The sequence below is a fragment of the Haladaptatus sp. HS23 genome (genome assembly GCF_056892285.1).
The window spans coordinates 259592-283073 of sequence record NZ_JBXGLH010000002.1; the positions used below are offsets into that span (position 1 = coordinate 259592).

General features: G+C 62.7%; 23 protein-coding genes. 12 read left to right on the forward strand and 11 right to left on the reverse strand.

All coding sequences use genetic code 11. The features are described 5' to 3' along the window. The first annotated feature begins 545 nt into the window (after window positions 1–545). Window positions 546–1232, forward strand: a complete 687-nt coding sequence (locus AC1XDK_RS07530; protein ID WP_483349851.1) for a PHP domain-containing protein — start codon at window positions 546–548, stop codon at window positions 1230–1232. After that, entirely contained in the window at window positions 1232–2299 is a 1068-nt protein-coding gene (locus tag AC1XDK_RS07535) for an asparagine synthase C-terminal domain-containing protein (RefSeq protein WP_483349203.1), read from the forward strand. Before AC1XDK_RS07530 ends, AC1XDK_RS07535 begins: the two co-directional genes overlap by 1 nt. A 375-nt stretch (window positions 2300–2674) precedes the next feature. Here the strand turns inward: AC1XDK_RS07535 and AC1XDK_RS07540 are convergent, their stop codons facing one another. The 4 genes from AC1XDK_RS07540 to AC1XDK_RS07555 form a co-directional block, all read right to left on the reverse strand. After that, window positions 2675–2824 carry a hypothetical protein gene (locus tag AC1XDK_RS07540; RefSeq protein ID WP_483349204.1) on the reverse strand — a complete coding sequence of 50 codons (150 nt, stop codon included), beginning with the start codon at window positions 2822–2824 and terminating at the stop codon, window positions 2675–2677. 40 nt (window positions 2825–2864) lie between these two features. Then, window positions 2865–3350, reverse strand: a complete 486-nt coding sequence (locus AC1XDK_RS07545) for an NUDIX hydrolase (RefSeq protein WP_483349205.1) — start codon at window positions 3348–3350, stop codon at window positions 2865–2867. A 25-nt stretch (window positions 3351–3375) separates the two neighbouring features. After that, window positions 3376–4140, reverse strand: coding sequence for an SAM hydrolase/SAM-dependent halogenase family protein (locus AC1XDK_RS07550; protein WP_483349206.1), 765 nt, complete (start codon window positions 4138–4140; stop codon window positions 3376–3378). Between the two features lie 163 nt (window positions 4141–4303). Then, complete coding sequence (locus AC1XDK_RS07555; protein WP_483349207.1) at window positions 4304–4822, reverse strand: nicotinamide-nucleotide adenylyltransferase; 519 nt, start codon at window positions 4820–4822, stop codon at window positions 4304–4306. A 236-nt stretch (window positions 4823–5058) separates the two neighbouring features. Between AC1XDK_RS07555 and lonB the strand changes: the two genes are divergently transcribed. Beyond that, window positions 5059–7059, forward strand: coding sequence for an ATP-dependent protease LonB (lonB, locus tag AC1XDK_RS07560; RefSeq protein WP_483349209.1), 2001 nt, complete (start codon window positions 5059–5061; stop codon window positions 7057–7059). 122 nt (window positions 7060–7181) lie between these two features. Beyond that, complete coding sequence (locus AC1XDK_RS07565; protein ID WP_483349210.1) at window positions 7182–8156, forward strand: CPBP family intramembrane glutamic endopeptidase; 975 nt, start codon at window positions 7182–7184, stop codon at window positions 8154–8156. Here AC1XDK_RS07565 and AC1XDK_RS07570 read toward each other — a convergent pair. The 5 genes from AC1XDK_RS07570 to AC1XDK_RS07590 form a co-directional block, all read right to left on the reverse strand. After that, the gene (locus AC1XDK_RS07570; protein ID WP_483349211.1) at window positions 8129–9922 is read right to left on the reverse strand and encodes a M3 family oligoendopeptidase; all 1794 of its coding nucleotides are present in this window, start codon (window positions 9920–9922) and stop codon (window positions 8129–8131) included. The genes AC1XDK_RS07565 and AC1XDK_RS07570 overlap by 28 nt on opposite strands. Before the next feature lie 354 nt (window positions 9923–10276). Then, window positions 10277–10714, reverse strand: coding sequence for a transcription elongation factor Spt5 (locus AC1XDK_RS07575; RefSeq protein WP_007981573.1), 438 nt, complete (start codon window positions 10712–10714; stop codon window positions 10277–10279). Window positions 10715–10724: 10 nt separating this feature from the next. Next, entirely contained in the window at window positions 10725–10901 is a 177-nt protein-coding gene (locus AC1XDK_RS07580) for a protein translocase SEC61 complex subunit gamma (protein ID WP_483349212.1), read from the reverse strand. Between the two features lie 67 nt (window positions 10902–10968). Further along, window positions 10969–12114: a cell division protein FtsZ gene (gene ftsZ / locus AC1XDK_RS07585; RefSeq protein WP_231184072.1), complete on the reverse strand. Its 1146-nt coding sequence runs from the start codon at window positions 12112–12114 to the stop codon at window positions 10969–10971. Between the two features lie 116 nt (window positions 12115–12230). Continuing rightward, a complete protein-coding gene (locus tag AC1XDK_RS07590; RefSeq protein ID WP_483349213.1) occupies window positions 12231–13574 on the reverse strand; it encodes a D-aminoacyl-tRNA deacylase in 1344 nt (447 codons plus the stop codon). Between the two features lie 80 nt (window positions 13575–13654). Between AC1XDK_RS07590 and AC1XDK_RS07595 the strand changes: the two genes are divergently transcribed. The 6 genes from AC1XDK_RS07595 to pabB all read left to right on the forward strand — a co-directional run bounded on the left by AC1XDK_RS07595 (window position 13655) and on the right by pabB (window position 19519). Next, window positions 13655–14050 (forward strand): universal stress protein, encoded by a 396-nt coding sequence (locus AC1XDK_RS07595; RefSeq protein ID WP_483349214.1) that lies wholly within the window; start codon window positions 13655–13657, stop codon window positions 14048–14050. A gap of 78 nt (window positions 14051–14128) precedes the next feature. Further along, on the forward strand, window positions 14129–15289 hold the full coding sequence (locus AC1XDK_RS07600) for a sodium:calcium antiporter (protein ID WP_483349215.1): 1161 nt from the start codon (window positions 14129–14131) through the stop codon (window positions 15287–15289). Window positions 15290–15341: 52 nt separating this feature from the next. Further along, a complete protein-coding gene (locus AC1XDK_RS07605) occupies window positions 15342–16490 on the forward strand; it encodes a sodium:calcium antiporter (RefSeq protein ID WP_483349216.1) in 1149 nt (382 codons plus the stop codon). 38 nt (window positions 16491–16528) lie between these two features. Beyond that, window positions 16529–17332: a shikimate dehydrogenase gene (locus AC1XDK_RS07610; RefSeq protein WP_483349217.1), complete on the forward strand. Its 804-nt coding sequence runs from the start codon at window positions 16529–16531 to the stop codon at window positions 17330–17332. Between the two features lie 26 nt (window positions 17333–17358). Continuing rightward, window positions 17359–18075 carry a helix-hairpin-helix domain-containing protein gene (locus AC1XDK_RS07615; protein ID WP_483349218.1) on the forward strand — a complete coding sequence of 239 codons (717 nt, stop codon included), beginning with the start codon at window positions 17359–17361 and terminating at the stop codon, window positions 18073–18075. Continuing rightward, complete coding sequence (gene pabB, locus AC1XDK_RS07620) at window positions 18059–19519, forward strand: aminodeoxychorismate synthase, component I (protein WP_483349219.1); 1461 nt, start codon at window positions 18059–18061, stop codon at window positions 19517–19519. The genes AC1XDK_RS07615 and pabB overlap by 17 nt, the downstream gene beginning before the upstream one ends. Window positions 19520–19528: 9 nt before the next feature. On the opposite strand, the gene msrA is transcribed toward pabB, so the two are convergent. Both msrA and AC1XDK_RS07630 read right to left on the reverse strand, forming a co-directional pair. Then, window positions 19529–20062, reverse strand: coding sequence for a peptide-methionine (S)-S-oxide reductase MsrA (gene msrA, locus AC1XDK_RS07625; RefSeq protein WP_483349221.1), 534 nt, complete (start codon window positions 20060–20062; stop codon window positions 19529–19531). A 92-nt stretch (window positions 20063–20154) separates the two neighbouring features. Further along, window positions 20155–21381: a polysaccharide deacetylase family protein gene (locus tag AC1XDK_RS07630; RefSeq protein WP_483349222.1), complete on the reverse strand. Its 1227-nt coding sequence runs from the start codon at window positions 21379–21381 to the stop codon at window positions 20155–20157. 270 nt (window positions 21382–21651) lie between these two features. Between AC1XDK_RS07630 and AC1XDK_RS07635 the strand changes: the two genes are divergently transcribed. Both AC1XDK_RS07635 and AC1XDK_RS07640 read left to right on the forward strand, forming a co-directional pair. Next, a complete protein-coding gene (locus AC1XDK_RS07635; RefSeq protein ID WP_483349852.1) occupies window positions 21652–22671 on the forward strand; it encodes a transcription initiation factor IIB in 1020 nt (339 codons plus the stop codon). Between the two features lie 98 nt (window positions 22672–22769). Beyond that, window positions 22770–23471 (forward strand): DUF4097 family beta strand repeat-containing protein, encoded by a 702-nt coding sequence (locus AC1XDK_RS07640; protein ID WP_483349224.1) that lies wholly within the window; start codon window positions 22770–22772, stop codon window positions 23469–23471. Window positions 23472–23482 lie beyond the last annotated feature (11 nt).

Genomic DNA, 23482 nt, shown 5'->3' on the forward strand with positions numbered 1-23482 from the left:
CCGCGCGATAGCAATCACGCGCGGATGGTTTCGAGAAAGACCGACACGAAGCGCAGTGGAATCTTGTGGATGTTCAGTTTTGAACTGTATTCTACTCCATCTTTTCTCATCTTTGCGCTTTCAAAATCTGTCTGCCTTCTTTAGTGGCTCATTCCACCACAATATCTAAATACTTCGCTGACCATGTTATGAACTGCCATGAAACGTCCAGAAGGAGGGGAACGATAAGAAACGAACTGTCCGCCGACTAAAATCAATGCCTATGATTGCATGAAACGCGAGTGACCGTTTTCACCCACCCACCACCCACTCGACGGGCGATGTTGCCTCCATCGCCCGTATTCATGCGCCGAAACCGTACTCGTTAGCTACCCAGTCGTTATCAAAAACTGTTCATTCCGGTCCACTACCTCCATTTATTCGAAGAGAGACCAGTGAGAATATCCGCCCTGACAACTACCGGACAACCAACTGCCACTATGGCGAACGCCGACTCTCGTCTGCGGACCGAGTTGCTTTTCCCGGCGTACTGCCAACGTTCGCCCGTGCTATCGGTCGAGTTGCATTGTCATTCCGCACTTTCCCACGATGGCCGTGACCCCATCGAACTGCTACTGGAGCAAGCCAAAGCAGTCGATTTGGACGCCATCGCCGTTACCGACCACGACGAGATCGACGCGAGCCTGGAGGCCGCGAAACTCGCCCCCGAATACGGACTGGTGGGCATTCCCGGCATGGAAATCACGTCCCGCGCGGGGCACGTCCTCGGATTAGGTATCGAAGAGCGCATCCCGCCGGGCCTCTCGTTCGGCGAGACGCTCGACAAGATTCGGGAGCAAGGCGGCGTCGCCATCGTTCCCCATCCGTTCCAGAAATCGCGCAGCGGCGTCGCCGCGAACATCTCCGGGAAAAAGCTCGCGGAAGCCGACGCTATCGAGGTGTACAACTCACGCCTGCTGACGGGGCGCGGAAACCGGAAAGCGAGGACGTTCGCCAGCGATCACGACGTCCCAATGACGGCCGGAAGTGACGCCCACATCAGCGAGATGGTCGGACAGGCGGTAACGAAAATCGACGTGAAAAACCCCGACAAGCGAGCCATCCTCGGCGCCATCGTCGATGGCCGAACGGAGGTCAACGGGAAACGAACGCCGTGGCGAATCAGTTTCCGACAGGCCGCGGGCGGGGCGAAACGCCGCGTCGTCAACCGTGTCGGACAGTACTTCGGCTGATGCAGGGGCTGTCACCCGCGGACGTTCGGCGCGCCGTCGAAACGAACGACCCGCTACCGGGCGGTTCGGGATTCGCCGGCGAACTCGACGGGACGCTCGTCCGCGACGTGCTGGGTCGCTATCCGCTGTTCTCCGAGGAGACCGACGCGAGGACGTGGAGTCACGACCCCACCGAACTCGATGCCCCCGTCCCGGTTCCTGCAGGGTACGGTCGAACCGAGGAGGGCGAGGAACGACTGTGGACGCTCCCCGACCCGTCGCCGTTCGAAAACGAGGAAAGGGCGGTTTCGGCGGTTCGAACGGCCATCGAAGCCAGTCTGGAGTCGGTACCCGCGGACGGTCTCGCCGTCGCATTCTCCGGCGGCGTCGATTCCGCTGTGGTCGGGAGCGCCTTCGACTGTCCGCTGTACGTCGCCGGGTACGCCGGTAGTCACGACGTGGACGCCGCGCGAACCGCCGCCGAACTCATGGACCGTGACCTTCGCGTCGTCGAGATAACACACGGGGATATCGAACGCGCGGTCCCCGAAGTCGCTCGCGCTATCGGCCGAACGAACGCGATGGACGTGCAAATCGCGCTTCCGCTCTACCTGACCGCCGAGCGGGCACGTGCGGACGGCTACGACCGACTCGCGGTGGGGCAAGGCGCGGACGAACTGTTCGGCGGCTACGAGAAAGTCGCCCGTACGGACCACCGCGTGGAAGCGGAAACGGTACGCGGTGCGGCCCGTGAGACGATTCGCACGCTCCCCGAGCAGTTGCCGCGGGACGTGTTGACTCTCCGGTCCGCCGGGGTCGAACCGGTCGCCCCCCTCCTCGACGACCGAGTCGTGCGGGCGGCGCTCCGCCTTCCGGGTTCGATGCTCGTCTCGGAGGGCGTTCGGAAATCGACGTTCAGGAATGCGGCGCGGGAATTAGTCCCCGATGAGGTAGCGATGCGGGACAAGAAGGCGGTGCAGTACGGCAGTCTCGTGGCACGGGAACTCGACCGACTCGCGCGACAGGCGGGATATAAACGCCGGATGGACGACCACGTGACCAAGTACGTTCGCTCTCGATTGGGCTGACTTCGAGTCGTCCAGTCGCTTTTTGCGACGGTGCGTCTTCGCGCGTTCAGCGCCGTCGCTTTCTCGACGCCTGTAGGAAAAGTCCCCGTCGAAGCCACGACTCGCTATACCCGATGCAGTGACCGCCGCACTCGATACACACCTGACGGTCGAGTTCGTACGACGCACCGCACGATTTACACTCGAACCGTGTCGAGCCCACGTGCCCTAATTTCAGACTGACTCGGCTGACAAATCCCATTCTCGAACTGTTAGAACAACAGTGCAGACATTATTATACGCCACCTAACCGCCGAAAATCACCGATAGAGAGATTCTGTGCTCTGTCACTTTTCTCTCATTCTGAAAGAATGGCTGCGAAAGGGAACTGCTGTGTCATCGTGAACGAGGCGAGACGACCTGCTCGCTGCCACAGTCCGGACAGGGTTTTCGCTCGCCGTCGAATGCCTTGCCACACCCGGTACAGACGAAGGTCGGTCGAGGGTCTTCGTCGTCGGTACCGAACAGGCGGTCGATGATGCTCATGAACGACAAAAATCACCGGATAGGCCTTATTATACACCTGCTAACCCCGGTTTCGTCGCTCGGATCGGACGCGCTCGATGGCCTCGATACCGAGCGTGACCACCTCCTCGGTCAGACCGTCGCGTGTTCGGAAGTCATCGAGTGAAAACCAGCGCCAACGGTCGGTCGCGCGTTCGCCGTCGTCGGGCGCGAGTGTTCGGTCCGCCGCCTCGCCGTAGTAGACGAAGTCGATGTGTTGGTGGGCGACCGCTCCGTCGAGAGCGTCGACGTCGTAGAGCATGGTGTGTTCTGCGGGTGGCAGTTCCCGGCCGAAATCGGCGGTGACGCTCGTCTCCGGTTCGAGGAGCGTCACGTCGAGACCCGTCTCCTCGCGGACTTCGCGCAGGGCGGCCTCACGAGGGAGTTCGTCCCGGTCGAGGTGGCCGCCCGGCGGGAGGAGCATGTCTAATCGGTCGTGGTCGTGAAGCAAACACTCGCCGTCGTGGACGACGTACGTCGTCGCGGTGAAGTGGCGGGTCGTCTCCATGGAAGAGAGGACGACCGAATCGGATTCACCGTTTCGGTCGGCTATCGAGACGGACTTCGTCGCCGACTGCGACGTCGAACGCCTCGTCGCCACGGTCCTGATTGACCGCGAGTTCGACGTTGCCGTGACTGCCGACCGTCACGAGTCGTTCGCCCGGGTCGACATGGGCGTAGGACGGTTCGACGGGGCCGAGAATGCCGTTTATCTCGACCTCGTCCGCCTCGTTCAGGAACTCGCCCGGAACGTTCGTGATGGCGTTCCCGAAATCGTCCACCGCGAGGAGTTCGCCGGTCGCGGACCCACCCTGAACGGTCGGGTCGGGAAAGCGGAGGTCCTCGAACTCGTCCGTCGGGACGACACCGTCGAGCGTTTCGAGCGCGTCCACGCCCGCTTCGTGGACGCGGGCGGCGGCGGGCGCGAACACGTCTCGCCCGTGGAACGTCGCGCTGTCCGGGTCTTCGACCGCGATTCGGAACACTTCGGGGTCGGTGTCGCCTAATTCGCGGGCGACGGGCAGCAGGACGCCGTTGTCCGGTCCGACGAGGACGTGGTCGCCCGCACGAACCACGAGGGCCGCGCGGTCGGTGCCGACGCCGGGGTCCACCACGACGAGGTGGACGGCGGGCGGGAAGTACGGAAACACCTCGCGGAGCCAAAAGGCGGTCGTTCGAACGTCCTGTCGCGGGAAGTCGTGGCCGATGTCGACGAGACGGGCGTCGGTGTGCTGGAGCAACACGCCCTTCATCGCCGCCGGGTATGGCGTCCCGAAATCTGAAGTGAGCGTTATCATATGGCAACTCTCCTGCGGAGATAGGGATAGTTCGCAACTGAATTGATGTATGTTTTCTGTATTCTCAGGAAACGCTATATAAAGTAATCCGAACTATCGACGATGGAGAAGACGGTTCGAAGTACGTGTCCATCGGTTGGGCCTCTACGCGGCCGAGTCGGGACTAAATTCCGTTCGAATCCGAGTCGCTGACCTGTTGAATGCGGTCGATACCGTCTATTTCCTCGACCACTTCGACGACCGGGTCCGGAACGAGTTTTCGCCAGTCGCCGCCGTCGACCATCCGGTCGCGGACTTCGGTTCCCTCCAACACGTCGCGGTTGAACATCGGGGACTGTCGTACCTCGACGCCTGCCTCCTCGAACAGACGAATGACGAGGGGGTTGTTCGAGTAGGCCACGTCGAAGTCGGGGCTCATGCTCTGGACGTGACTCACCCACACGGAGTTCCGGTCCAAGTCCTCGATGGGGACGGCGTACGTCACGAGGTCGTAATCCACGAGGGATTTGGTTATCATCATGATGCGTTCGCCAGCCGTGAATGGGTCGTGACGGCTGTGTGAGTCGCCCGCGCTTCCGATGCCGAGGACGAGTTCGTCGACTTCCTCGGCGATGTTGTCGACCACGTTGTGGTGGCCGTTGTGGTAGGGTTGGAAGCGCCCGATGTAGAACCCGCGGGTCATGGTGAATCCGTCGGGTAGCGATTTTATAAGAGTGACGAGTCGTCCGTCCGAGCGGTCCATCCTCGCCGAAAAGCGGGTCGAACTATTTCGAAGCCGGTGTGCGACACCGGGAGCGATACGGCTATATCCCTTCAATTCCACAGTTTGACGGCCTGAAATGGAGTGTGCGGGGTCGAGCGTAGGGAGAAAGTATATCAGTTCGCCAGCCATGTTTTCAACTACACAGAACGAATTCTATGAGTAACGACACCGAAGCTTCACCATCGGAGCAGGAAGCCGAGAAAGAGATGGACGTCGATAGCCTTGGGAGCGAGGTGGACGCCAAGGTCGCCGACGACATCTCCGAAGACGACCTGCTGGGTGGGTTGGAGATAGAAAGTACGGAAGAAGTCGAAATCCCCGACCGACTGGTCGATCAGGTCATCGGACAGGATCACGCCCGTGACATCATCCTCAAGGCGGCGAAACAGCGCCGTCACGTGATGATGATCGGGTCCCCCGGGACAGGGAAATCGATGCTGGCGAAGGCGATGAGTCAACTCCTCCCCAAAGAGGACTTGCAAGACGTCCTCGTCTATCACAACCCCGACGACGGGAACGAACCGAAGGTTCGGACGGTCCCCGCCGGAAAGGGCGAACAAATCATCGAGGCACACAAGGAGGAAGCCCGAAAGCGCAACCAGATGCGCTCCTTTTTGATGTGGGTCATCATCGCCATCGTGGTGGGATACGCGCTCCTCCTCGCCGGAAAGCCGCTCCTCGGAATCCTCGCGGCCGGTGTCATCTACCTCGCGTTCCGCTACGGGTCGCGTGGCTCCGACGCGATGATTCCGAACCTGTTGGTCAACAACAGCGACGTCACCAGCGCCCCCTTCGAGGACGCGACGGGTGCCCACGCGGGTGCGATGCTCGGCGACGTGCGCCACGACCCGTTCCAGTCCGGTGGAATGGAAACGCCGAGCCACGACCGGGTAGAACCCGGTGCCATCCACAAGGCGAACAAGGGCGTGTTGTTCATCGATGAAATCAACACCCTCGACATCCGCAGTCAGCAGAAGCTGATGACGGCGATTCAGGAGGGCGAGTTCTCCATCACCGGTCAGTCCGAGCGCTCCTCGGGCGCGATGGTGCACACCGAACCCGTTCCGACCGACTTCGTCATGGTCGCGGCGGGGAACCTCGACGCCATGGAGAACATGCACCCGGCACTCCGTTCGCGTATCAAGGGATACGGGTACGAGGTCTACATGGACGACACCATCGACGATACGCCGGAGATGCGCCGCAAGTACGCGCGCTTCGTCGCCCAAGAGGTCGAAAAAGACGGTCGACTTCCGCACTTCACGGACACGGCCGTCGAAGAGGTCATCCTCGAAGCCCAGCGCCGTGCGATGCGCAAGGACCACCTCACGCTGAAACTGCGTGACCTCGGTGGACTGGTGCGCGTTGCAGGCGACATCGCTCGCGCGGAAGACGCCGAGAACACCACGCGCGACCACGTGTTGCAGGCGAAACAGCGCTCGCGCTCCATCGAACAACAGATCGCGGACGACTACATCGAGCGCCGGAAGGACTACGACCTCACGATCTCCGCCGGCGACGTGGTCGGCCGCGTGAACGGTCTGGCCGTCATGGGCGAGGACAGCGGTATCGTCATGCCCGTCATGGCCGAAGTCGCGCCGTCGCAGGGTCCCGGTCAGGTCATCGCCACCGGGAAACTGCAGGACATCGCCGAGGAGGCGGTCCAGAACGTCAGCGCCATCATCAAGAAGTTCAGCGACGAGGACATCTCGGAGAAGGACATCCACATCCAGTACGTGCAGGCGTACGAGGGTGTCCAAGGTGACTCCGCGTCGGTGACGATGGCAACGGCGGTCATCAGCGCGCTGGAGAACATCCCCATCGACCAGAGTATCGCCATGACCGGCTCCCTGTCGGTCCGCGGCGACGTGCTCCCGGTCGGCGGCGTCACGCACAAAATCGAGGCCGCCGCGAAGGCGGGCGTCGAGACTGTCATCATCCCGAAGGCCAACGAGCAGGACGTGATGATAGAAGAAGAGTACGAGGAGATGATCGAAATCATCCCCGTCTCGCACATCAGCGAAGTCCTCGAAGTCGCGCTTACGGGAGAATCCGAGAAGGACAGCCTCATCAACCGGCTGAAGGACATCACCGGCCACGCCCTCGACCGCAAGGTCGGCGGCACCAAGCCCGGTAGCAGTCCGAGTCCGCAGTAAGCGTTCGGCAACGAGAATTCGTTTTTTCTTCGGTTTCAGCTCCGGAGCGACGGCCATCGCCCGTCCAGCCCCACCGACACAGTAGACAGCTTTTCACGGTCAGCGTCCGAATTGGAATCCGAATGCCCTCGCCGAACTGGAACGCGTTCGCCGCCGTCACGCTAATCGTTCTCCTCCTTCTCATCGCGCTCGCTCGCGCCTCGCAGGGGATGTTCGTCGGGGAGGACGAAATGGACGACGTGAGTCCGACGGCAGACGGTCACGATTCGGCGATTCGACCCGAGACGACCGGACCGCTCACGAACGGATACGGGGTCGGTCACGGAGAGGGCTCCGAATCCACCACGGACGAGAGAAGCGCGGGTGACGAGACGACACCCGCGCTCGACTCCGGACCCGCGGTCTCTTCGGATTCGAACTCGCGAGACGACGAAACGCCGACTGCGAGCGTCGAACCTGCAACCGCGAACGTCGAGTTCACCCACGAGACGACGCCCGAAACCGCCGCAGACGAGGAGTTCACGCCGGGAATGCTTCTAATCAACGTCGCGTTCAGCCAAGGTCTGTTCGGCGTGGTCCTCGTCGTGGCGGCCGTACTCGCCGCGATTCCCGCCGTCGCGCTCGGCCTGGGGAGCGTGACCGTCACCCAACTCGGCATCGGCGCCCTCCTCGGCGTGGCGCTGTACGTCGGAAACGAACTCGGCCAGCGCGTCGCGGACGCGCTCGGTATCGACTACGAGGACGGCCTTCGAGAACTCCTCACCCCCGACTCGCTCGACGGGTGGGTCGTCCTGCTCGTCCTCGTCCTGCCGACAATCGCCGGGTTCGAGGAACTGCTGTTTCGCTCCTCGCTGGTCGGCGTATTCGCCGCCGGGTTCGGCATCTCGCCGTGGTTCCTCGTCGCTGCGTCGTCGATTGCCTTCGCGACGGGTCACGGCGCGCAAGGCCCGGCGGGCGTACTCGTCACCGGGACGCTCGGCGCGGTACTCGCCAGCGCGTTCGTCCTGACGGGAAGCTTGGTCGTGGTCGTCGTCGCCCACTACCTCGTCAACGCGCTGGAGTTCGTCGTTCACGCCCACGGCGACCGGTCCACGTAGTCCTCGAACACGGATGCCGCGCGCTCGTACGGGTCGTCGGTGCGAACGTCGATATCGAGGTCAGCGAACGTCTCGACCGCCCGCTTTCGGCCGCCGGTGCGGAGGAAGTCGCGGTACTCTTCGGGCGACAGCGTGCCGTCCGTGAGTCGGTCGAAGACGACGGTGGCACCCACCACGCCGAGGACGTACTGGTAGAAGTGGTACGGTTCCCGCGCGTGACTGCCGGTGAGCCACCCAGATGCGGTGTACTCGTCGGGGACGACCGGCGCGTTGAACTCCTCGTGGAGGTCGGCGTAGATGTCGTCGAGGCGCTCCGCGGTGAGGGTGCCACCACTTTCGACCACGTCGTACGCTTCGTGGGTGAACGCGGACCACATCCCCGCACCGAAGAGGTTGCCGCCGATGGTATCGAGGAGGCGGTCGAAGACGTGATTCCGGTACCGTCCGGTCTCGATGAGATGCCGCGCGAGGAGCAGTTCGTGAAGCAGGCTCGGCACCTCCTCGACGGGGCGCGGAGTGGTCGCGTACAGCGGTCGGCACGCCTCGCGCAGATACGACGTGTTCATCGCGTGGCCGAGTTCGTGGGCCAGAACGAACAGCGACCGCACGTCGTCGTCGTAGTTCGCCAGAACGTACGCGCCGGTATCGTACGACGACGGGCAGTACGCGGTGATGTCGGAGCGTTTTTCCTCGGTTTCGTACACGTCGATTCGACCGTCGTCCAAAAATCCCGCCAAGCGGTTCCGGTACTCCTCGCCCAACGGCTCGGCTGCGGCGAGGAGGTGGTCACGCGCTTCGTCGTACGGAATCTCCGGCCCCTCTTCGTCGGCGAGCGGAACGTCCGTGTCCCACGGGCGTACCTCTTCCACGCCGAGACGGTTACGACGGAGGCGGAGATAGCGGTGGTGCGGGCCGAGGTTCGACCGGAGCGCATCGAGGAGCGCGTCGTGTGCGTCCGTCGGGAAGTCGATTCGAAGCCCCGTCTCCGGGTAGCTCTGCTTGTTGAAGCTCCGTTCGCGGACGGAGCCGAAGTTCCGTACCGTCGCGCGGTTCGATTGCGCTTTCACCTTCTCCGCGTACGCCGTCGCAATCGCGTGCTTGGACGCGGTCAATTCCCCGCGGAACGCCTCGTACACGCGGCGTCTGAACTCCCTGTCCGCCGATGCGAGCTGTTTCGCCCGCTTGTTTCGCGTCATCCGAACGGGGTCCCCGTCCGGTCCGTCCACGGTCGGCGGTTCGAAGTCCCGGTTGACGAGGGCTCGAAACACTTCCTCGGGCGTGTCGTGGTGCAGCGTCGTGAGGACCTCCTCGACTTCGGGCGAGCGAACGTGGCAGTCCATTCGTACGGCGTCGTCGAGATAGCGCTGAAACGCCGCGAGGTCGTCGTTCTCGCGTCTCATCCCTTTGACTCGCTCGGGAGAGAGCGACCGAAGCCGACGCCGAACCGCCGTCTTCGTTCGGTCGACGTCGTCCGACACCGACCGGAACTCGGTGCGTCGCTCCTCGCGTTCGGGGTCCCCCGTGTCCTCGTTGCATCGAAGTTGGACGTAGAGGTCGAGCCGTTGTTCCCGTCGAACGAGGGTTTCGAGGTCCGTGAGGGTGTCGAGAAAGTCGTCCAGGCTCCTCGGGTCCCGCTCGCGGAGCGATTCGGCGAGCGATTCGGTTTCGGCGAGCGTTGCGCTCCACTCGTCGGGCGATTCGAAGATGGTCGAGAGGTCCCACTTGTACTCCTGTGCGATTTCGTCTCTGGTCGGTATCGAATTCATGACGTCTGTCGTGTGCGGTCGCTGTCGCTGATGGTAGTCGAACGGCGGTACGAGGCCCGAAATCGAGCGTCGAATCAGAAGGAGGTAAAGCGGGTCATCGTGCTACCTAGTTAGAAAACAGTCGTTTACGAGGGGTAAAAAACGTACGGGTCGCTCGAAACGACGTGGTTTGTCTTACGGAGTAGGGGGGTCAGAAGAGCTACCGCTCTTCGCTGGCTCGCGGTTTCGCCAGACTCCGTCTGGCTGACTGCCGAGCAACGCTCGGCAATTTCACCGCTCGCCTGTTCCGAGGAGCGGTGCGCTTCGCTTACCGCTCTTCGCTATTCTCGTGAGTAGAACGAACGAGAGTTAGAGCTACCGCTCCTCGCTATCGAGCACGCGAATCTGGTCGCCGCGCACGGTGACGGGAATCGGGACGGTCGCCTCGTACAGTTCGACCGTCACCTGGTCTTTGCCCTCGTCGATACGCTGGACCTGCGCCTTCTCGCCTTTGAACGGTCCGGCGATGAGTTCCACGATGTCGCCCTCCGCGATACCTTCGACGTCCGGCGTCGGGGAGAGGAAGTGCTCCACTTCGGAGATGTTGCTCTCGCCGGGGACCATGCTCCGCGCGTGTGGAATCTCCTCCAAGACGCGGTTGATTACCCGGTGGTCGTCGGCTTCGACCATGACGTAACTCGTCAGCGAGTCGGGCGCGAGGACGGCGTGAATCTCCGGTTCCTCGCGGTTGATGATCATGTCCGCGACGGTGCGTTCCTGGCTTGCCGTGGTCTTTACTGCGTAAATTGGCATATAGATTCACCTAGACGGGGGCAGCGGTGATGAAACTCATGACGGCGAAAATCGTGAACCCGAGCAGTCCGACGAGCAAGATGCCGGCACCAGCGATCTGTGCGATCTTCGAGAACTCGTTCCACGACGGCGTACTCGCTAATTTGAGTACGCGCATGTACGACGCGAGGTCTAGCTTGACGTCCATTGTTGGTGATGCTTGGCTATCGGGCTTTTTCTATCTTACTACAAAGGGACGGGAGAGAAGCGCTCGATTACTCGACGTAGTCGATGTCTTCCGCCTGCTGTTGTTTCGCCTGTGCCTGTTCGGCCTCGTTGCGGCCGTAAATCTGGGGCGACTGAACGCCCGTGACGACGATCATGGTTCGCATCGTACCGTCGAGACTCTCGTCGATGGAGGTACCCCAGATGATGCGGGCGTCGGGATCGATGCGGTCGTAAATCTGTTCGACCACGCCCTCGGCTTCCTCGATGGACATGTCGTTGCCACCGGTGACGTTGACGAGCGCGGACTTCGCGCCGCTGATGTCCACGTCGAGGAGGGGCGAGCGCAGAGCGCTCTTCACGGAGTCCTGTGCCTTCTGGTCCGAGTCGCTCTCGCCGAGTCCGATCATGGCAACGCCACCCTTCTCCATGACGGTACGAACGTCGGCGAAGTCGAGGTTGACGAGACCGGGTTTCGTGATGAGTTCCGTGATACCTTTCACCGAGCGCATGAGAACCTCGTCGGCGACCTTGAACGCCTGTTTGACGGGCAGTTTGCCGACGGAGTCGAGCAGGCGGTCGTTCGGGACGACGATGACCGTGTCGCTCACGTCGCGGAGGCGTTCCAATCCGGCCTCGGCGTTGGTGCGCCGGACCTCACCCTCCGCCGTGAACGGCGTCGTGACGATGGCGATGGTGAGTGCGCCGGCCTCGCGGGCCGCCTTGGCGACCACGGGGGCGCTTCCGGTGCCGGTGCCGCCGCCGAGTCCGGCGGTGACGAACACCATGTCCGAGCCCTGAATCGCGTCGTAAATCTCCTCCTGACTTTCGAGGGCGGCCTCCTCGCCGACCTGCGGGAGCGACCCCGCACCGCGGCCGCTCGTCTTCTGTTCTCCCATCAGAATCTTCGTATCCGCCTCGATCTCGACGAGGTGCTGAACGTCCGTGTTCGCGGCGACCAGCGACGCCCCGTGAATTCCCTCTTCGGCCATTCGATTGACCGTGTTTCCACCGCCACCGCCACACCCGACGACGGTGATGTTGGTCTGGAGTTCTTTGAGTACGTCCTGCAGTTCCTCGTCGGTCATCGTCCCCGAAAGGCCGGTGTCCTGCGAGGCACCTCCGATTTCTGATTGGGGGGCACCCTGTTGTTGCCCTTCCGCCTCCTCAATAGCGTCTTCAACGATTGAATCCATCCTTGAAGCTTCTTTTACGAACGCACATTAATTATCTTTCCCCTCTAGTCGACGTCGTCTGACTCATATCACACCATCGTGAAAAAAAGTTATATGCTCGATTCGTCCCCGGCCATTCACTCCACGGGGAAGACATGTGTTCGCTCCGTCCGGACCTTCTCGGGCGGAATCGTTCGCCCGTCGACGGTCACCGAAACCCCGGAGGACAGTTTGCCGAAGGCGGGTCCCTCGGACACGCCCAACGTGCGCGCCTTTTCCGGGTCGAAGGTGACTTCGCGTACGACGACTTCGTCGTCCCGGCGCGCGACGGTTTCGTACTTCCGGTCGAGCAACGCGACCAATTCGTCGAGAATCGCCCCGTAGTCGGCCTGCGTGCGGACCGCCGCGCGCCCACAAACCAGCGTGCCGCCTTCCTCGGTTTCGAAGGCGACCGTCCGCTCGGACACGACGTCGAAGACGGCCTCCCGGTCCACGCCCGCCGCCGCCGCGAGCAACTCCTCGGGGAACGCTCGAACGGAAAACCGCCACTCGTCCGGGTCCTCCGGTACGTCGGCCGCTCGCTCGCCGAACCGGAGCCCCGAATCGACGGACGAGAGGTCCGACTCCATCGCCTCGGCGAGGGAGAGGGGAACCCCTGACACCTCTCGAACCCACGTCTCGCTCACGACGCGGTAGCCGAGGTCGGCGATGACGTCCGCGATGTCCTCCGTGTCGCCCTCACAGACGGCGTGGGTCGCCCCGCTCCGCTCGAACGCCTGTCGAATCACGTCGGGATGTGCCTCCGGAAGCCCCAGCGTATCGAGGTTCCAGTCCGACGCAATGTGGCCCACCGCCCAGTCCGTCTCCCCGATGATTCGCTCGAAGCGTGGGGCGTAGTGACCCCCACCGAACCCGACGAGTTGGCGCTCCCGATGGGGGGAAACGCCGCGCAGGTCGAGAATGGCGCGCGCGACGGCACGGGCGGCGTCCGGGTCACCCCACTGGTCGTCGCCGCTGCCGAGTTCGGCGAACATCGACGGAACCCCGACCTCGCTCGGACCGTGGTGGGTACATTCCATTCCGACTTCGTACCCCTCGGGCGCGTGGTCGTCGAACGCCCGGAGCAACCGCGCGTGGGCGTTCGGACAGGTCTCGGCGAGGGTCCTGTCCTCGCCGCCGTACTCGGCCGGGCCGAAGTTTCCGGTGAAGTGGGCGGTCAACAGCGGCCCGGTGTCGCCCGAGTGACGCGAGGCGAACACGAGCATGCTGGGGTCGGAAAACGCCTCGGCGACGTTCTCGATGTCGAGGTGGAGTGCGTCGAACTCGCGGAGTTCGAACCCGTCCGTCCGGTAGTACTCCCCGCCACCCTCCGCGTCCGGTCGCGTTTCGTCTTCGTGTGTACTCCACTCCGTCTCGGCGAGGAGGCACTCGCCGATGTGTTCGGAGGCGTAGTCTGCCCTACTGACGACGACGGCAATCACGAACGGTTCTCCGCACGGACGGCGAAAAAGTCCGTCGAATCCCGGAAACGGTTAAGAAGCGGGGCGGAGTCTTGACATGTATGAAGGTTCTCGTTCCGGTGGACGGCTCCGACTGCAGCATGCGGGCGCTCGATTTCGCCATCGAGTTCGCGAGGCGGTACGACGCGGACATCGATATCGTCCACTTCACGGACGTACGAGGTGAGGACACGAAGGCCCTGATGGACCGGGTGGAAGCGGAACTCGACGAAACCGATATCGAGAGCGACCCCACCGTGGCGGTGGACGTCCATCTGGCGAGTTTCAAGGCGTCGAACCGCATCGGCAACAACATCGTCTCGATGGTCGAGGAGGACGGCTACGACCACGTCATCATGGGCCATCATGGCACGGGACGGGTAGGTACGTTCATTCTCGGCAGTGCGGCGAAGACGGTGGTAAAATCGGCAGACGTGCCCGTGACGACCGTTCCGTGAGTAGTTTTACAGGGACGAAAACATTTCCAGTTCCAGATAGAACCGCTTAATTAGGCCGCTTTTGAAGGTGCCCGTAGTATGAATCCGATGCTTGCTACACCGATGGCGATTTTGCCACGGGTGTGGGAAAACTCGTTACTGCTCCTCTCATCGTTCTTCTTGCTCCTTTTGGGGGCGGAAGTGTTCACGAACGCCGTCGAATGGTTGGGTCACCATCTCGGCGTGAGCGAAAGCGCGACCGGGAGTATCCTCGCCGCCGTGGGAACCGCCCTCCCCGAGACGACGATTCCGATAATCGCCATCTTCGGGAGTAGCGGCGGGACGAAGGCCGCGGAGGAAGTCGGTGTGGGGGCCATTCTCGGTGCACCGTTCATGCTCGCTACCATCGCCATGTTCCTCGTCGGCGCGAGCGTCTACTACTTCGGGTCGCGCCGTACGCACGGACGGGAAATGCATTTCAACAGCGAGTCCACCCGCCGTGACCTCTCCTTTTTCCTCGTCGGCTACACCCTCGCGTTCAGCGCCGCGCTGATTCACAGCGACCTGATTTCCCACGGCATCGCCGCACTGCTCGTCCTGCTCTACCTGTTCTACCTCTACCGCTCGCTCAAGAGCGGCGAACTGGTCGAAGGCGAGGACTTGGAGGACCTCCACCTCGGACTGATGATAGAGGGCGTCATCTCCCGCTTCCCGGGCATGAACGCGGACGAGAACCACTCGGGCAATCCACATTCGATTTTAGTGGCGATTCAAACGCTCATCGCGCTCGGCTTCATCATCGGCGGGGCACAGGTGTTCGTCTCCCAGACCCAGTGGGTTTCGGAGGAGGTACTCGGCATCCCGACGGCCATCGTCGCACTCCTCATCGCACCGCTCGCCACCGAACTCCCCGAGAAGTTCAACAGCATCATCTGGATTTCCCGCGACAAGGACACCCTCGCGCTCGGCAACATCTCGGGTGCGATGGCGTTTCAGGGCACCCTTCCCGTCACCCTCGGCATCATGTTCACCTCGTGGGACCTCTCGTTCCAGTGGGGAACGTCCGGCTTCCTGAACGGTCTGTCGGCCATCCTCGCCATCATCAGCGGGTGCATACTCTATCTCCGCGCGCGCCGCGTCGACGGCGGAAACATGTCGCCCCGACCGTTCCTCATCGGTGGACTGTTCTACCTCATCTTCCTCGCGGTGGTCGTCTATCACGTCGTCGTCCTCGACGTCGGCGGCGTCGCCGGTCACTGAGTCCGCTCGTCGGATGGAATCGCTTACTTGACTGCCGCGGGAAGTACGGGATATGTCGCTTCCAGTCGCGGCCGCGGTGCGGCCGCTCGCACTGTCGAAATCGTCGACGAAAGGACTCTTACTTCTCGCATCCTTCGGCTTTCTCCTCGTCGGAGCGGAGGTGTTCACCAACGGCGTAGAATGGCTCGGCCACCGCCTCGGAATCTCCGAGAGCGCCACCGGGAGCATCCTCGCCGCGATGGGAACCGCCCTCCCCGAGACGACGATTCCAGTCATCGCCATCCTGAAGGGCGGGTCGGCGGCGTCCGACATCGGCGTCGGCGCGATTCTCGGCGCGCCGTTCATGCTCGCCACCATCGCCATGTTCCTCGTCGGCGCGAGCGTCTACTACTTCGCCGACCGTCGCGCGAACGACGCCCATTTGCAGTTCAACGAGGGCGCGACGACGCGCGACCTCTCCTTTTTCCTCGTCGGCTACACCCTCGCGTTCGCCGCCGCACTCGTCCCGGATGGGACCAGCGTCGCGGGAATTCCGATTCGGGTCGTCATCGCCGTCGTCCTCGTGGCCCTGTACGTCACGTATCTCTACCGGTCGCTCCGTGCGGGTGAACTGGCCGACAGCGACGACATGGACGACCTCCACATCGGAATCGCCGCCGAAGGGTTAGCCGAACGAATCGGCATCGACTCGAACGCGGACCACAGCTCCGACCCGCACCTCCTCCTCACGGCCCTTCAGACGTTCATCGCGCTCGGATTCATCGTGTACGGTGCCCACCTGTTCGTGGACCAAGTGGAGTGGGTTTCGAGGGACGTCGGCATCCCGTACGCCATCGTCGCGCTCGTCATCGCCCCCGTGGCGACCGAACTTCCCGAGGCGTTCAACAGCGTCATCTGGTTGGCGCGCGACAAGGACACCCTCGCGCTCAACAACATCACGGGCGCGATGGCGTTCCAAGGCACCCTTCCCGTCACCCTCGGAATCCTGTTCACGCCGTGGGACCTCAGCCTCGCGTGGGGAACCGCCGGCTTCCTGAACGCCATCTCCGTCCTCTTCGCCATCGTCGCCGGGTGCATCGTCCTCTTCCGCGCACGTCGCGTCGGCGAGGACGACTTCGACCCGACGCCGTTCCTCGGAAGCGGCCTGTTCTACGTTCTCTTCATCGGCCTCGCCGTCTACTTCGTCATGCTCGGTATCTGAGGCCCGTCGATTAAGTCCCCCCGCTCCCTTCTTCGGATATGGACGTATTCGGACTCCTCGGAAACCCGGTGGGTCACTCGCTCTCCCCGCCGATGCACGAGGCCGCCTACGAGGAACTGGACATGGACGCCCGCTACGTCACCTTCGAACCCGAAGCCATCGCCCCGGCAATCGAGGGAGCGAACGCGCTCGGCGTGAGCGGGTTGAACGTCACGATTCCGTTCAAGGAGGACTGTCTCTCGCACGTCGACTCCGACCCGCTCGCGGAACGCATCGGCGCGGTGAACACGGTCGATTTCTCCCACCCCGGCGATTCCGTCCCGACCGGCCACAACACGGACGCCGAGGGCGCACGTCGAGCGCTCGAACGACACGACGTTTCCCGCGACGGGACCAACGCCGTCGTCGTCGGCGCGGGCGGTGCGGCACGGGCAATCGCCTTCATGCTGGCCGACGACGGCGCGACGGTCGGGATAGCCAATCGAACCGTTTCGCGTGCAGAGTCCCTCGCAGCGGACGTGAGCGGTGCGACGGCACACGGCTTGGACGAACTCCCCGAACTCGTGTCGGCGGCCGACGTGCTAATCAACGCGACGAGCGTCGGAATGGAATCCGACGAATCGCCCGTTCCGGTCGACGCGCTCCACGGAGACCTCGCGGTGATGGACGCGGTGTATCGTCCGATCGAAACGCGACTGCTCCGCGAGGCGGCCGCGTGCGGGGCGACGACCATCGACGGCGCGTGGATGCTCCTGTTTCAAGGGGTCGCTGCATTTGAACTATGGACCGAAACGGATGCACCGGTCGAGCGGATGGACGCCGCCTTGCGAAGACGCCTTTAAGTGAAGGGACTTTGTACTATCCCCCAATGGGGCTTATCACACGGCTGAAATCGTTGCTCGGTCTTGGCGATGAGCGGTCGAAAACGCGAAATCGTGACAACGGAGTGACGATAGAGCGGGAACCGACCGAGACGAGAGCACAGCCCACGGTGGAATCGGATAAAGCAGTGAAAATGACCGAGGAGTCCTCGGAAACGGAAACCGAAATCGAAACCGAAACGGAGACGAGTATTTCGACGGAAGAACTCGTCGACGAGGGGGAGCCGACGGACCACATCGAGGAAGCGGAACCCGACACGGCGACGGAACCCGCCGAGGCGACGGGGCCGAGTGCCGAGGCGGGACAACCCGCACAGACGGAAGCGACCGAACCGGAAGCGGAACCCGACATGGGGTCGGAGGAAGTGGAGGAACCGGAAACTGACGTGGAAGCCGAAGAGCCGGAAGCGGAACCGGAGGACGAAGCCGAAGAGCCGGAACCGGAGGAAGAGACGTCGGAATCGGAGGAAGCAAATGAATCCGAGGCCGGAGCCGAAGCCGAAGCGTCGGAGGCCGCCGATACCGACGCCCGACCGCTCGAAGACGTGAAGGGAATCGGCCCGGCCTACGCCGAGCGCCTCCGGAACGCAGGCGTCGAAAACACGGTCGAGTTGGCCGAGGCCAACGCGGCGGAGATCGCCCGCGAGACCGACCTCTCGACGACGCGAATCGAAGGCTGGATGGACCGTGCGAAATCGATGTAACGAACCGGAAGTAGTCACCTCGCGGGCTTCGTTCCGCGAGACGGCACAGGACGCACCCCGAGGGTCGAGAATCCCCGTCGAAGTCCGCGTGCAGGTCGCGGACCCGTTTCTGGCGTATCGACGCGCGCGCGGCAGCCCCGACGGTTTCTATCTCGCGACGACTGGGGGTCAGTCGGGGTGGGGCTATTTTGGCGTCGAGCCGACGAGTTGGCTCCAGACGGATTCGACCACCGAATCGAGCCTCGACGTCCTTTCGGCGGCACTCGCCGACGAGAAACTCGTTCGCGGCGACTGCGACGTTCCGTACCCGTGTGGGTTGTTCGGATGGCTATCCTACGACCTCGTCCGCGAATTGGAAGCGCTTCCGGGGTCGGCGACCGACGACCGACACCTGCCGCGCCTCCAGTTCGGCCTGTACGACTGCGTCGCCGCGTGGGAGACGGGGTCGGAGGAAACGCTCCGTGTGACGGCCTGTCCACGATTGGACGGCCCCGACGAGACGTACGACGAGGCCCGTGAGATGGCGCTCTCGCTCGCCACGGCGGCTATCGAGGGTGACGAATCCATCGGCGACCCCCCGACCGACGAACGGGGTCCGTTCGTGAGCAGTTGCGGCAGGGACGCCTTCGCGGAGCGCGTCCGACGCGTCAAGGAGTACATCCGAGACGGCGATACGTTTCAGGCGAACATCTCACAGCGACTCGAAGCGCCTGCGAGCGTGCACCCGGTGGCGGCCTTCGACGCCCTGCGCCGGGTCAACCCCGCGCCCTACTCGGCGCTGTTGGAGTTCCCCGGCGTCGATTTGGTGAGCGCGAGCCCGGAACTGCTGCTCGACCTGAACGGGCACCGACTCAGAACGGAACCCATCGCCGGGACGCGGCCGCGCGGTTCGACGCCCGAGGAGGACGAAGCGCTCGCGGCCCAACTGCGGGACGACGACAAGGAGCGCGCGGAACACGCCATGCTGGTCGATTTGGAGCGAAACGACCTCGGCTATTTTGCCGAGTACGGAAGCGTCGAAGTGACGGATTACCGCCGAATCGACCGCTACTCCGAGGTGATGCACCTCGTCTCGGAGGTCACGGGACGGCGACGGTCCGACGTCTCCCCCACGGACGCTATCGCGGCAGTGTTCCCCGGCGGAACCATCACCGGCGCGCCGAAGCCCCGGACGATGGAAATCATCGACGAACTGGAATCGACGCGCCGCGGGCCGTACACCGGGAGTATCGGCGTTTTGGGCTTCGACGAACGTGGGACGTTGAACATCGTCATCCGAACGTTGGTCCGACACGGCGAGGAGTATCACTTGCGCGTCGGTGCCGGAATCGTCCACGATTCGGTCCCCGAGGCCGAGTACGAGGAGACGTTGGCGAAGGGGAAGGCGCTCGTCAACGCCATCGACGAGGCGCTCGAACGGGGCGACGGGTTCTCGGTGGAATAGTCTCGAAACTTACTGCTTCGCTTTCTCGGCGAACTTCTCGCGCACCTTGCGAATCTTCGGCTGGGCGTTCATCGTGCAGTAGGCGTCGTTGGGGTTCTTCTCGTAGTAGTCCTGATGGTACCCCTCGGCCTCGTAGAACTCCGAGAGCGGTTCGACTTCGGTGACGATTGGGTCCTCGAACGCGCCTTCCGACTCCAGACCGTCGATGTACGCCTCAGCGACGTCCCTCTGTTCGTCGTCGTGGTAGAAGACGGCGGAGCGGTACTGACTGCCCACGTCGGGACCCTGTCGGTTGAGCGTCGTCGGGTCGTGGATGGTGAAAAACACCTGCAGGAGTTCGTCGTAGCCGACCGTCTCGGGGTCGTACTCCAACTGGACGACTTCGGCGTGGCCTGTCTCGCCCGAACAGACGGCCTCGTAGGTCGGGTTCTCGACCGAGCCACCGGCGTAGCCCGACGTGACGGACTCCACGCCGTCGAGTTCCTCGTATGCCGCTTCTAAACACCAGAAACAACCGCCCGCGAGCGTCGCTTTCTCTGTCATGGCAGAGGGTTAGTCCGCGACGCGTTAAGACTCTGCGGTGGCGGACGGTTTTTCAGGGATTCCCGTCGCGGTGAACGAAACGAACGGTGCTCTCACCCGTCGAGGAGTTGGGAAGCGGTGATGACCGCTATGTCCTTCTTTTCGACGTACTGCAGCAGCGACTCGAAGTCGGACTCGCTGATTTCGCCGCCCGACCCCACCTCGTGAAAGAGCGGAACCGTGAGCTGGCCGTATTCGGCGGCGAAGTCGATGTATCGTTTCGTCATGTCGAGGTTCTTTCCGTTCACCCGAGCGACGATGGAGTCCTCAGTTTCGAACGGCATGGCGTTCGGCGACGCGCCGAAACTGAAAATCGTGTCGTAATACTCTCGCGCGAGGTCGAAGGTGTTCGGCCCGACCGCGTTTTTCGGGACGAGGAGGTGACGTGCGCCGTCCCCGAAGCCGTGGCTTTGGAGATACTCCTGTGTGCGTTTCAGCAGGTCCGCTTGCTCCTCTTCGGAGTAATCGGGGAAATAGTGGGCTTGCACGTCGGGGTGGGCGGAGATATCCCACCCGCCGTCGGCCATCTCCGATAGCTGGTCGGTCGTCAACCGGTCGTCGTGTCCGACGCTCTCGGGGATGACGGCCTCGACGCCCGCGAAGTCGTACTTTCGCATGAGTTCGAACGCGCGGTAGTGGGTCGCGTGGCTATCGTCGAAGGTGAACATCACCGCCCCCCTTTTCGGAGGGGAGACGGTCTGAAGGTCGTCGACGAGGAACTCGATGGGAGACGTCGCGTTGGTGTCGACGGGACGCCCGACGACACGGAGTTCCGAGACGGAAGCGAGGTCCGGGGAACCCGTGCTGGCCGTGACACCGAGGTTGAGCCGAACCCATCGGTCCTTCGGTCCGATGAGCGTCCGTTTCAGGTGAAGGACGTTCTTCCCGTCGGGGGCAACGAGTTGGATGGCGATTTTGGCGAAATCGTGACTCGTGACCTTGACGGCGAGGGAGAAGTTTGTTTCGCGGAGGTCGGCACCCGAAAGCGAGCGGGTGATGTGGCCCTCTTTCGTCTCGTCGCTACCGACTACCCTCGCACACTGTGAGCCTCGATACGCGTCGTCGGTCGATTCCGAGAGCGTTCCCTGTCTCGAAACGGCCTGCCACTCGTCGAGCGCCTCGAAATCGTCGGCCACCGGAACGCTGGCCGGCCCGCTCTTTCGCGTCCCGCGCTCGCTTTCGTCCGCCGGAAGCGGCGTCTTATCCGCAATCGAAGAACAGCCCGCAAAACCGACCGCACCGGCGGTCGCAATAAACGTTCGTCGCGTCTGTCGCGTCATATCGCCCTCGAAGAAACCCGGTCACATTCTTATGGACAATTTAATCGAACCGATAGCTGTTGCCAGAGAATACTGAATTTAGTACGTGAAGTTACGTTTCCGTTCGAAGGCTTGCCATATCAACCGGTATTCTTATATAGTTTTGGAACTAACTTATGGTTAGCGGAGCGCCCTTGGCTCTGACTCTATCGAAGGGCAACTCCGATTCATTCCATCATGAGTACGAAAGTTCACAAAGACGACCAGAAGGCCGTAGCGCACTCAGAACGCATGCGAACGGGAAAACGGAGGAACGAGAACGAGAAAACGGAGGAGCGGACGAGCGAACGCGAAGGAGAGCGGGAAGCGGAGCGAACGGACCAGACCTGCCCCGAATGCGGAAGCTCCCTCGTCAACGACTCGGAACACGCCGAGACCGTCTGTAGTCAGTGTGGCCTCGTCGTCGAAGCCGACGGCATCGACCACGGTCCCGAGTGGCGCGCCTTCGACGCGAGCGAACGCGATTCGAAGTCCCGCGTCGGGATGCCGACGACGAAGATGATGCACGACAAGGGCCTGTCGAGCAACATCGGCTGGCAGGACAAGGACGCCTACGGGCGGTCGTTGAGTTCCCGCCAGCGCCAGAAGATGCAACGGCTTCGAACGTGGGACGAGCGCTTCCGCACCCGCGACAGCAAGGAACGAAATCTGAAGCAAGCGTTGGGCGAAATCGACCGGATGGCGAGCGCGCTCGGCCTGCCGGACAACGTCCGCGAGATGGCCAGCGTCATCTACCGCCGTGCACTGAACGAGGACCTCCTGCCGGGTCGCTCCATCGAGGGCGTCGCGACCGCCTCGCTGTACGCAGCGGCGCGACAGAGCGGCGTCCCGCGTACGATGGACGAACTGACCACCGTCAGCCGAATCGACGGCATGGAGTTCAAACGCACCTACCGCTACATCGTGCGCGAACTCGGTCTCGGCGTCAAACCCGCCGACCCCGAGCAGTACCTCGCGCGGTTCGAGAGCGAACTCGACCTCACCGCCGCGACCAAGCGCCGCGCCCACGACCTGCTCAAGACGGCGAAGGAGTCGGGCATCACGAGCGGCAAATCGCCCGTCGGCCTCGCCGCCGCGGCGCTGTACGCCGCCGCCCTCCTCGAGGAGGAGAAACTCACGCAGGACGAGGTGAGCGAGGTATCGGACGTGAGCACCGTCACGATTCGGAACCGCTACCACGACCTGCTGACTGCGGCGGACGAAGCGGACGCGCTTCCGCCGACCGTCTCCACCGACGAGGCGACCGCGTAATCGGATTTTTTCCTTCGAGACAGCGACGACGAGAGACGTCTCTGCTCGAAACTCGTGTCACCATAAAATACAGTGCATTCGACATTGTTGTCCTCCTTATGAAGCGGCGAACGCTCACGGCCGGACTCGCAAGCGGATTCGCTATCGCCCTTTCCGGGTGTGTCTCTCGACTACAAAGAGACCGAAACCAGACGACGAAGCACCGGACGTTTCGGGCGAACGATGGAACTCGACTGAGCATAGAGAACGAAAACGGCTCGGTGGACGTTCGACGCTACGATGGCGACGACGTGGACGTGACGATGAAAATCCGTGGCTCGAAGAGCGAATCGCTCGACGCCACCACCCTTTCGAACTCCCGGTCGGGGAACGAACTCCGATTGGACGTCGACCCCAGTGCGGACGACGTGAGCGTGGCGCTGACGGTTCGCTATCCGAACTCGGTCTCGGTCGGGAAGGTTCGAAGTGAAAACGGGAGCATCGACGCGGAGATGAGTACCTCGGGGGACAGCGCGGTCGTTCGGACAGAGAACGGCAGTATCGACGTGGAATTGCTCGAAGTCGCACGCGACACCGACGTTCGAACTGAAAGCGGCGGTATCGATGCGACACTCGACCCCGACCTCGATGCGACGGTTCCGGCGAGGACGAAAAACGGGTCGATCAACGCGAGCGGTCTCGACTTCTCCTCGGAACAACTCTCCAAGACGGGGTTTTCGGGCGTCCTCGGTGACGGGTCGAAGGACCTCTCGTTCGAGACGGAGAACGGGTCGATTTCCATCGACCCGGTTTCGAAGTAGCCGTTCAACGA

Coding starts and splice junctions, on each gene's coding strand:
- AC1XDK_RS07600 (WP_483349215.1), top strand. CDS start 14,129: ATGAATCCGATGCTTGCTACACCGATGGCGATTTTGCCACGGGTGTGG.
- msrA (WP_483349221.1), bottom strand. CDS start 20,062: ATGACAGAGAAAGCGACGCTCGCGGGCGGTTGTTTCTGGTGTTTAGAA.
- AC1XDK_RS07640 (WP_483349224.1), top strand. CDS start 22,770: ATGAAGCGGCGAACGCTCACGGCCGGACTCGCAAGCGGATTCGCTATC.
- AC1XDK_RS07635 (WP_483349852.1), top strand. CDS start 21,652: ATGCGAACGGGAAAACGGAGGAACGAGAACGAGAAAACGGAGGAGCGG.
- lonB (WP_483349209.1), top strand. CDS start 5,059: ATGAGTAACGACACCGAAGCTTCACCATCGGAGCAGGAAGCCGAGAAA.
- AC1XDK_RS07550 (WP_483349206.1), bottom strand. CDS start 4,140: ATGATAACGCTCACTTCAGATTTCGGGACGCCATACCCGGCGGCGATG.
- AC1XDK_RS07615 (WP_483349218.1), top strand. CDS start 17,359: ATGGGGCTTATCACACGGCTGAAATCGTTGCTCGGTCTTGGCGATGAG.
- AC1XDK_RS07540 (WP_483349204.1), bottom strand. CDS start 2,824: ATGAGCATCATCGACCGCCTGTTCGGTACCGACGACGAAGACCCTCGA.
- AC1XDK_RS07555 (WP_483349207.1), bottom strand. CDS start 4,822: ATGACCCGCGGGTTCTACATCGGGCGCTTCCAACCCTACCACAACGGC.
- AC1XDK_RS07565 (WP_483349210.1), top strand. CDS start 7,182: ATGCCCTCGCCGAACTGGAACGCGTTCGCCGCCGTCACGCTAATCGTT.
- AC1XDK_RS07595 (WP_483349214.1), top strand. CDS start 13,655: ATGAAGGTTCTCGTTCCGGTGGACGGCTCCGACTGCAGCATGCGGGCG.
- ftsZ (WP_231184072.1), bottom strand. CDS start 12,114: ATGGATTCAATCGTTGAAGACGCTATTGAGGAGGCGGAAGGGCAACAA.
- AC1XDK_RS07535 (WP_483349203.1), top strand. CDS start 1,232: ATGCAGGGGCTGTCACCCGCGGACGTTCGGCGCGCCGTCGAAACGAAC.
- AC1XDK_RS07610 (WP_483349217.1), top strand. CDS start 16,529: ATGGACGTATTCGGACTCCTCGGAAACCCGGTGGGTCACTCGCTCTCC.
- AC1XDK_RS07545 (WP_483349205.1), bottom strand. CDS start 3,350: ATGGAGACGACCCGCCACTTCACCGCGACGACGTACGTCGTCCACGAC.
- AC1XDK_RS07580 (WP_483349212.1), bottom strand. CDS start 10,901: ATGGACGTCAAGCTAGACCTCGCGTCGTACATGCGCGTACTCAAATTA.
- AC1XDK_RS07605 (WP_483349216.1), top strand. CDS start 15,342: ATGTCGCTTCCAGTCGCGGCCGCGGTGCGGCCGCTCGCACTGTCGAAA.
- AC1XDK_RS07630 (WP_483349222.1), bottom strand. CDS start 21,381: ATGACGCGACAGACGCGACGAACGTTTATTGCGACCGCCGGTGCGGTC.
- AC1XDK_RS07575 (WP_007981573.1), bottom strand. CDS start 10,714: ATGCCAATTTACGCAGTAAAGACCACGGCAAGCCAGGAACGCACCGTC.
- AC1XDK_RS07570 (WP_483349211.1), bottom strand. CDS start 9,922: ATGAATTCGATACCGACCAGAGACGAAATCGCACAGGAGTACAAGTGG.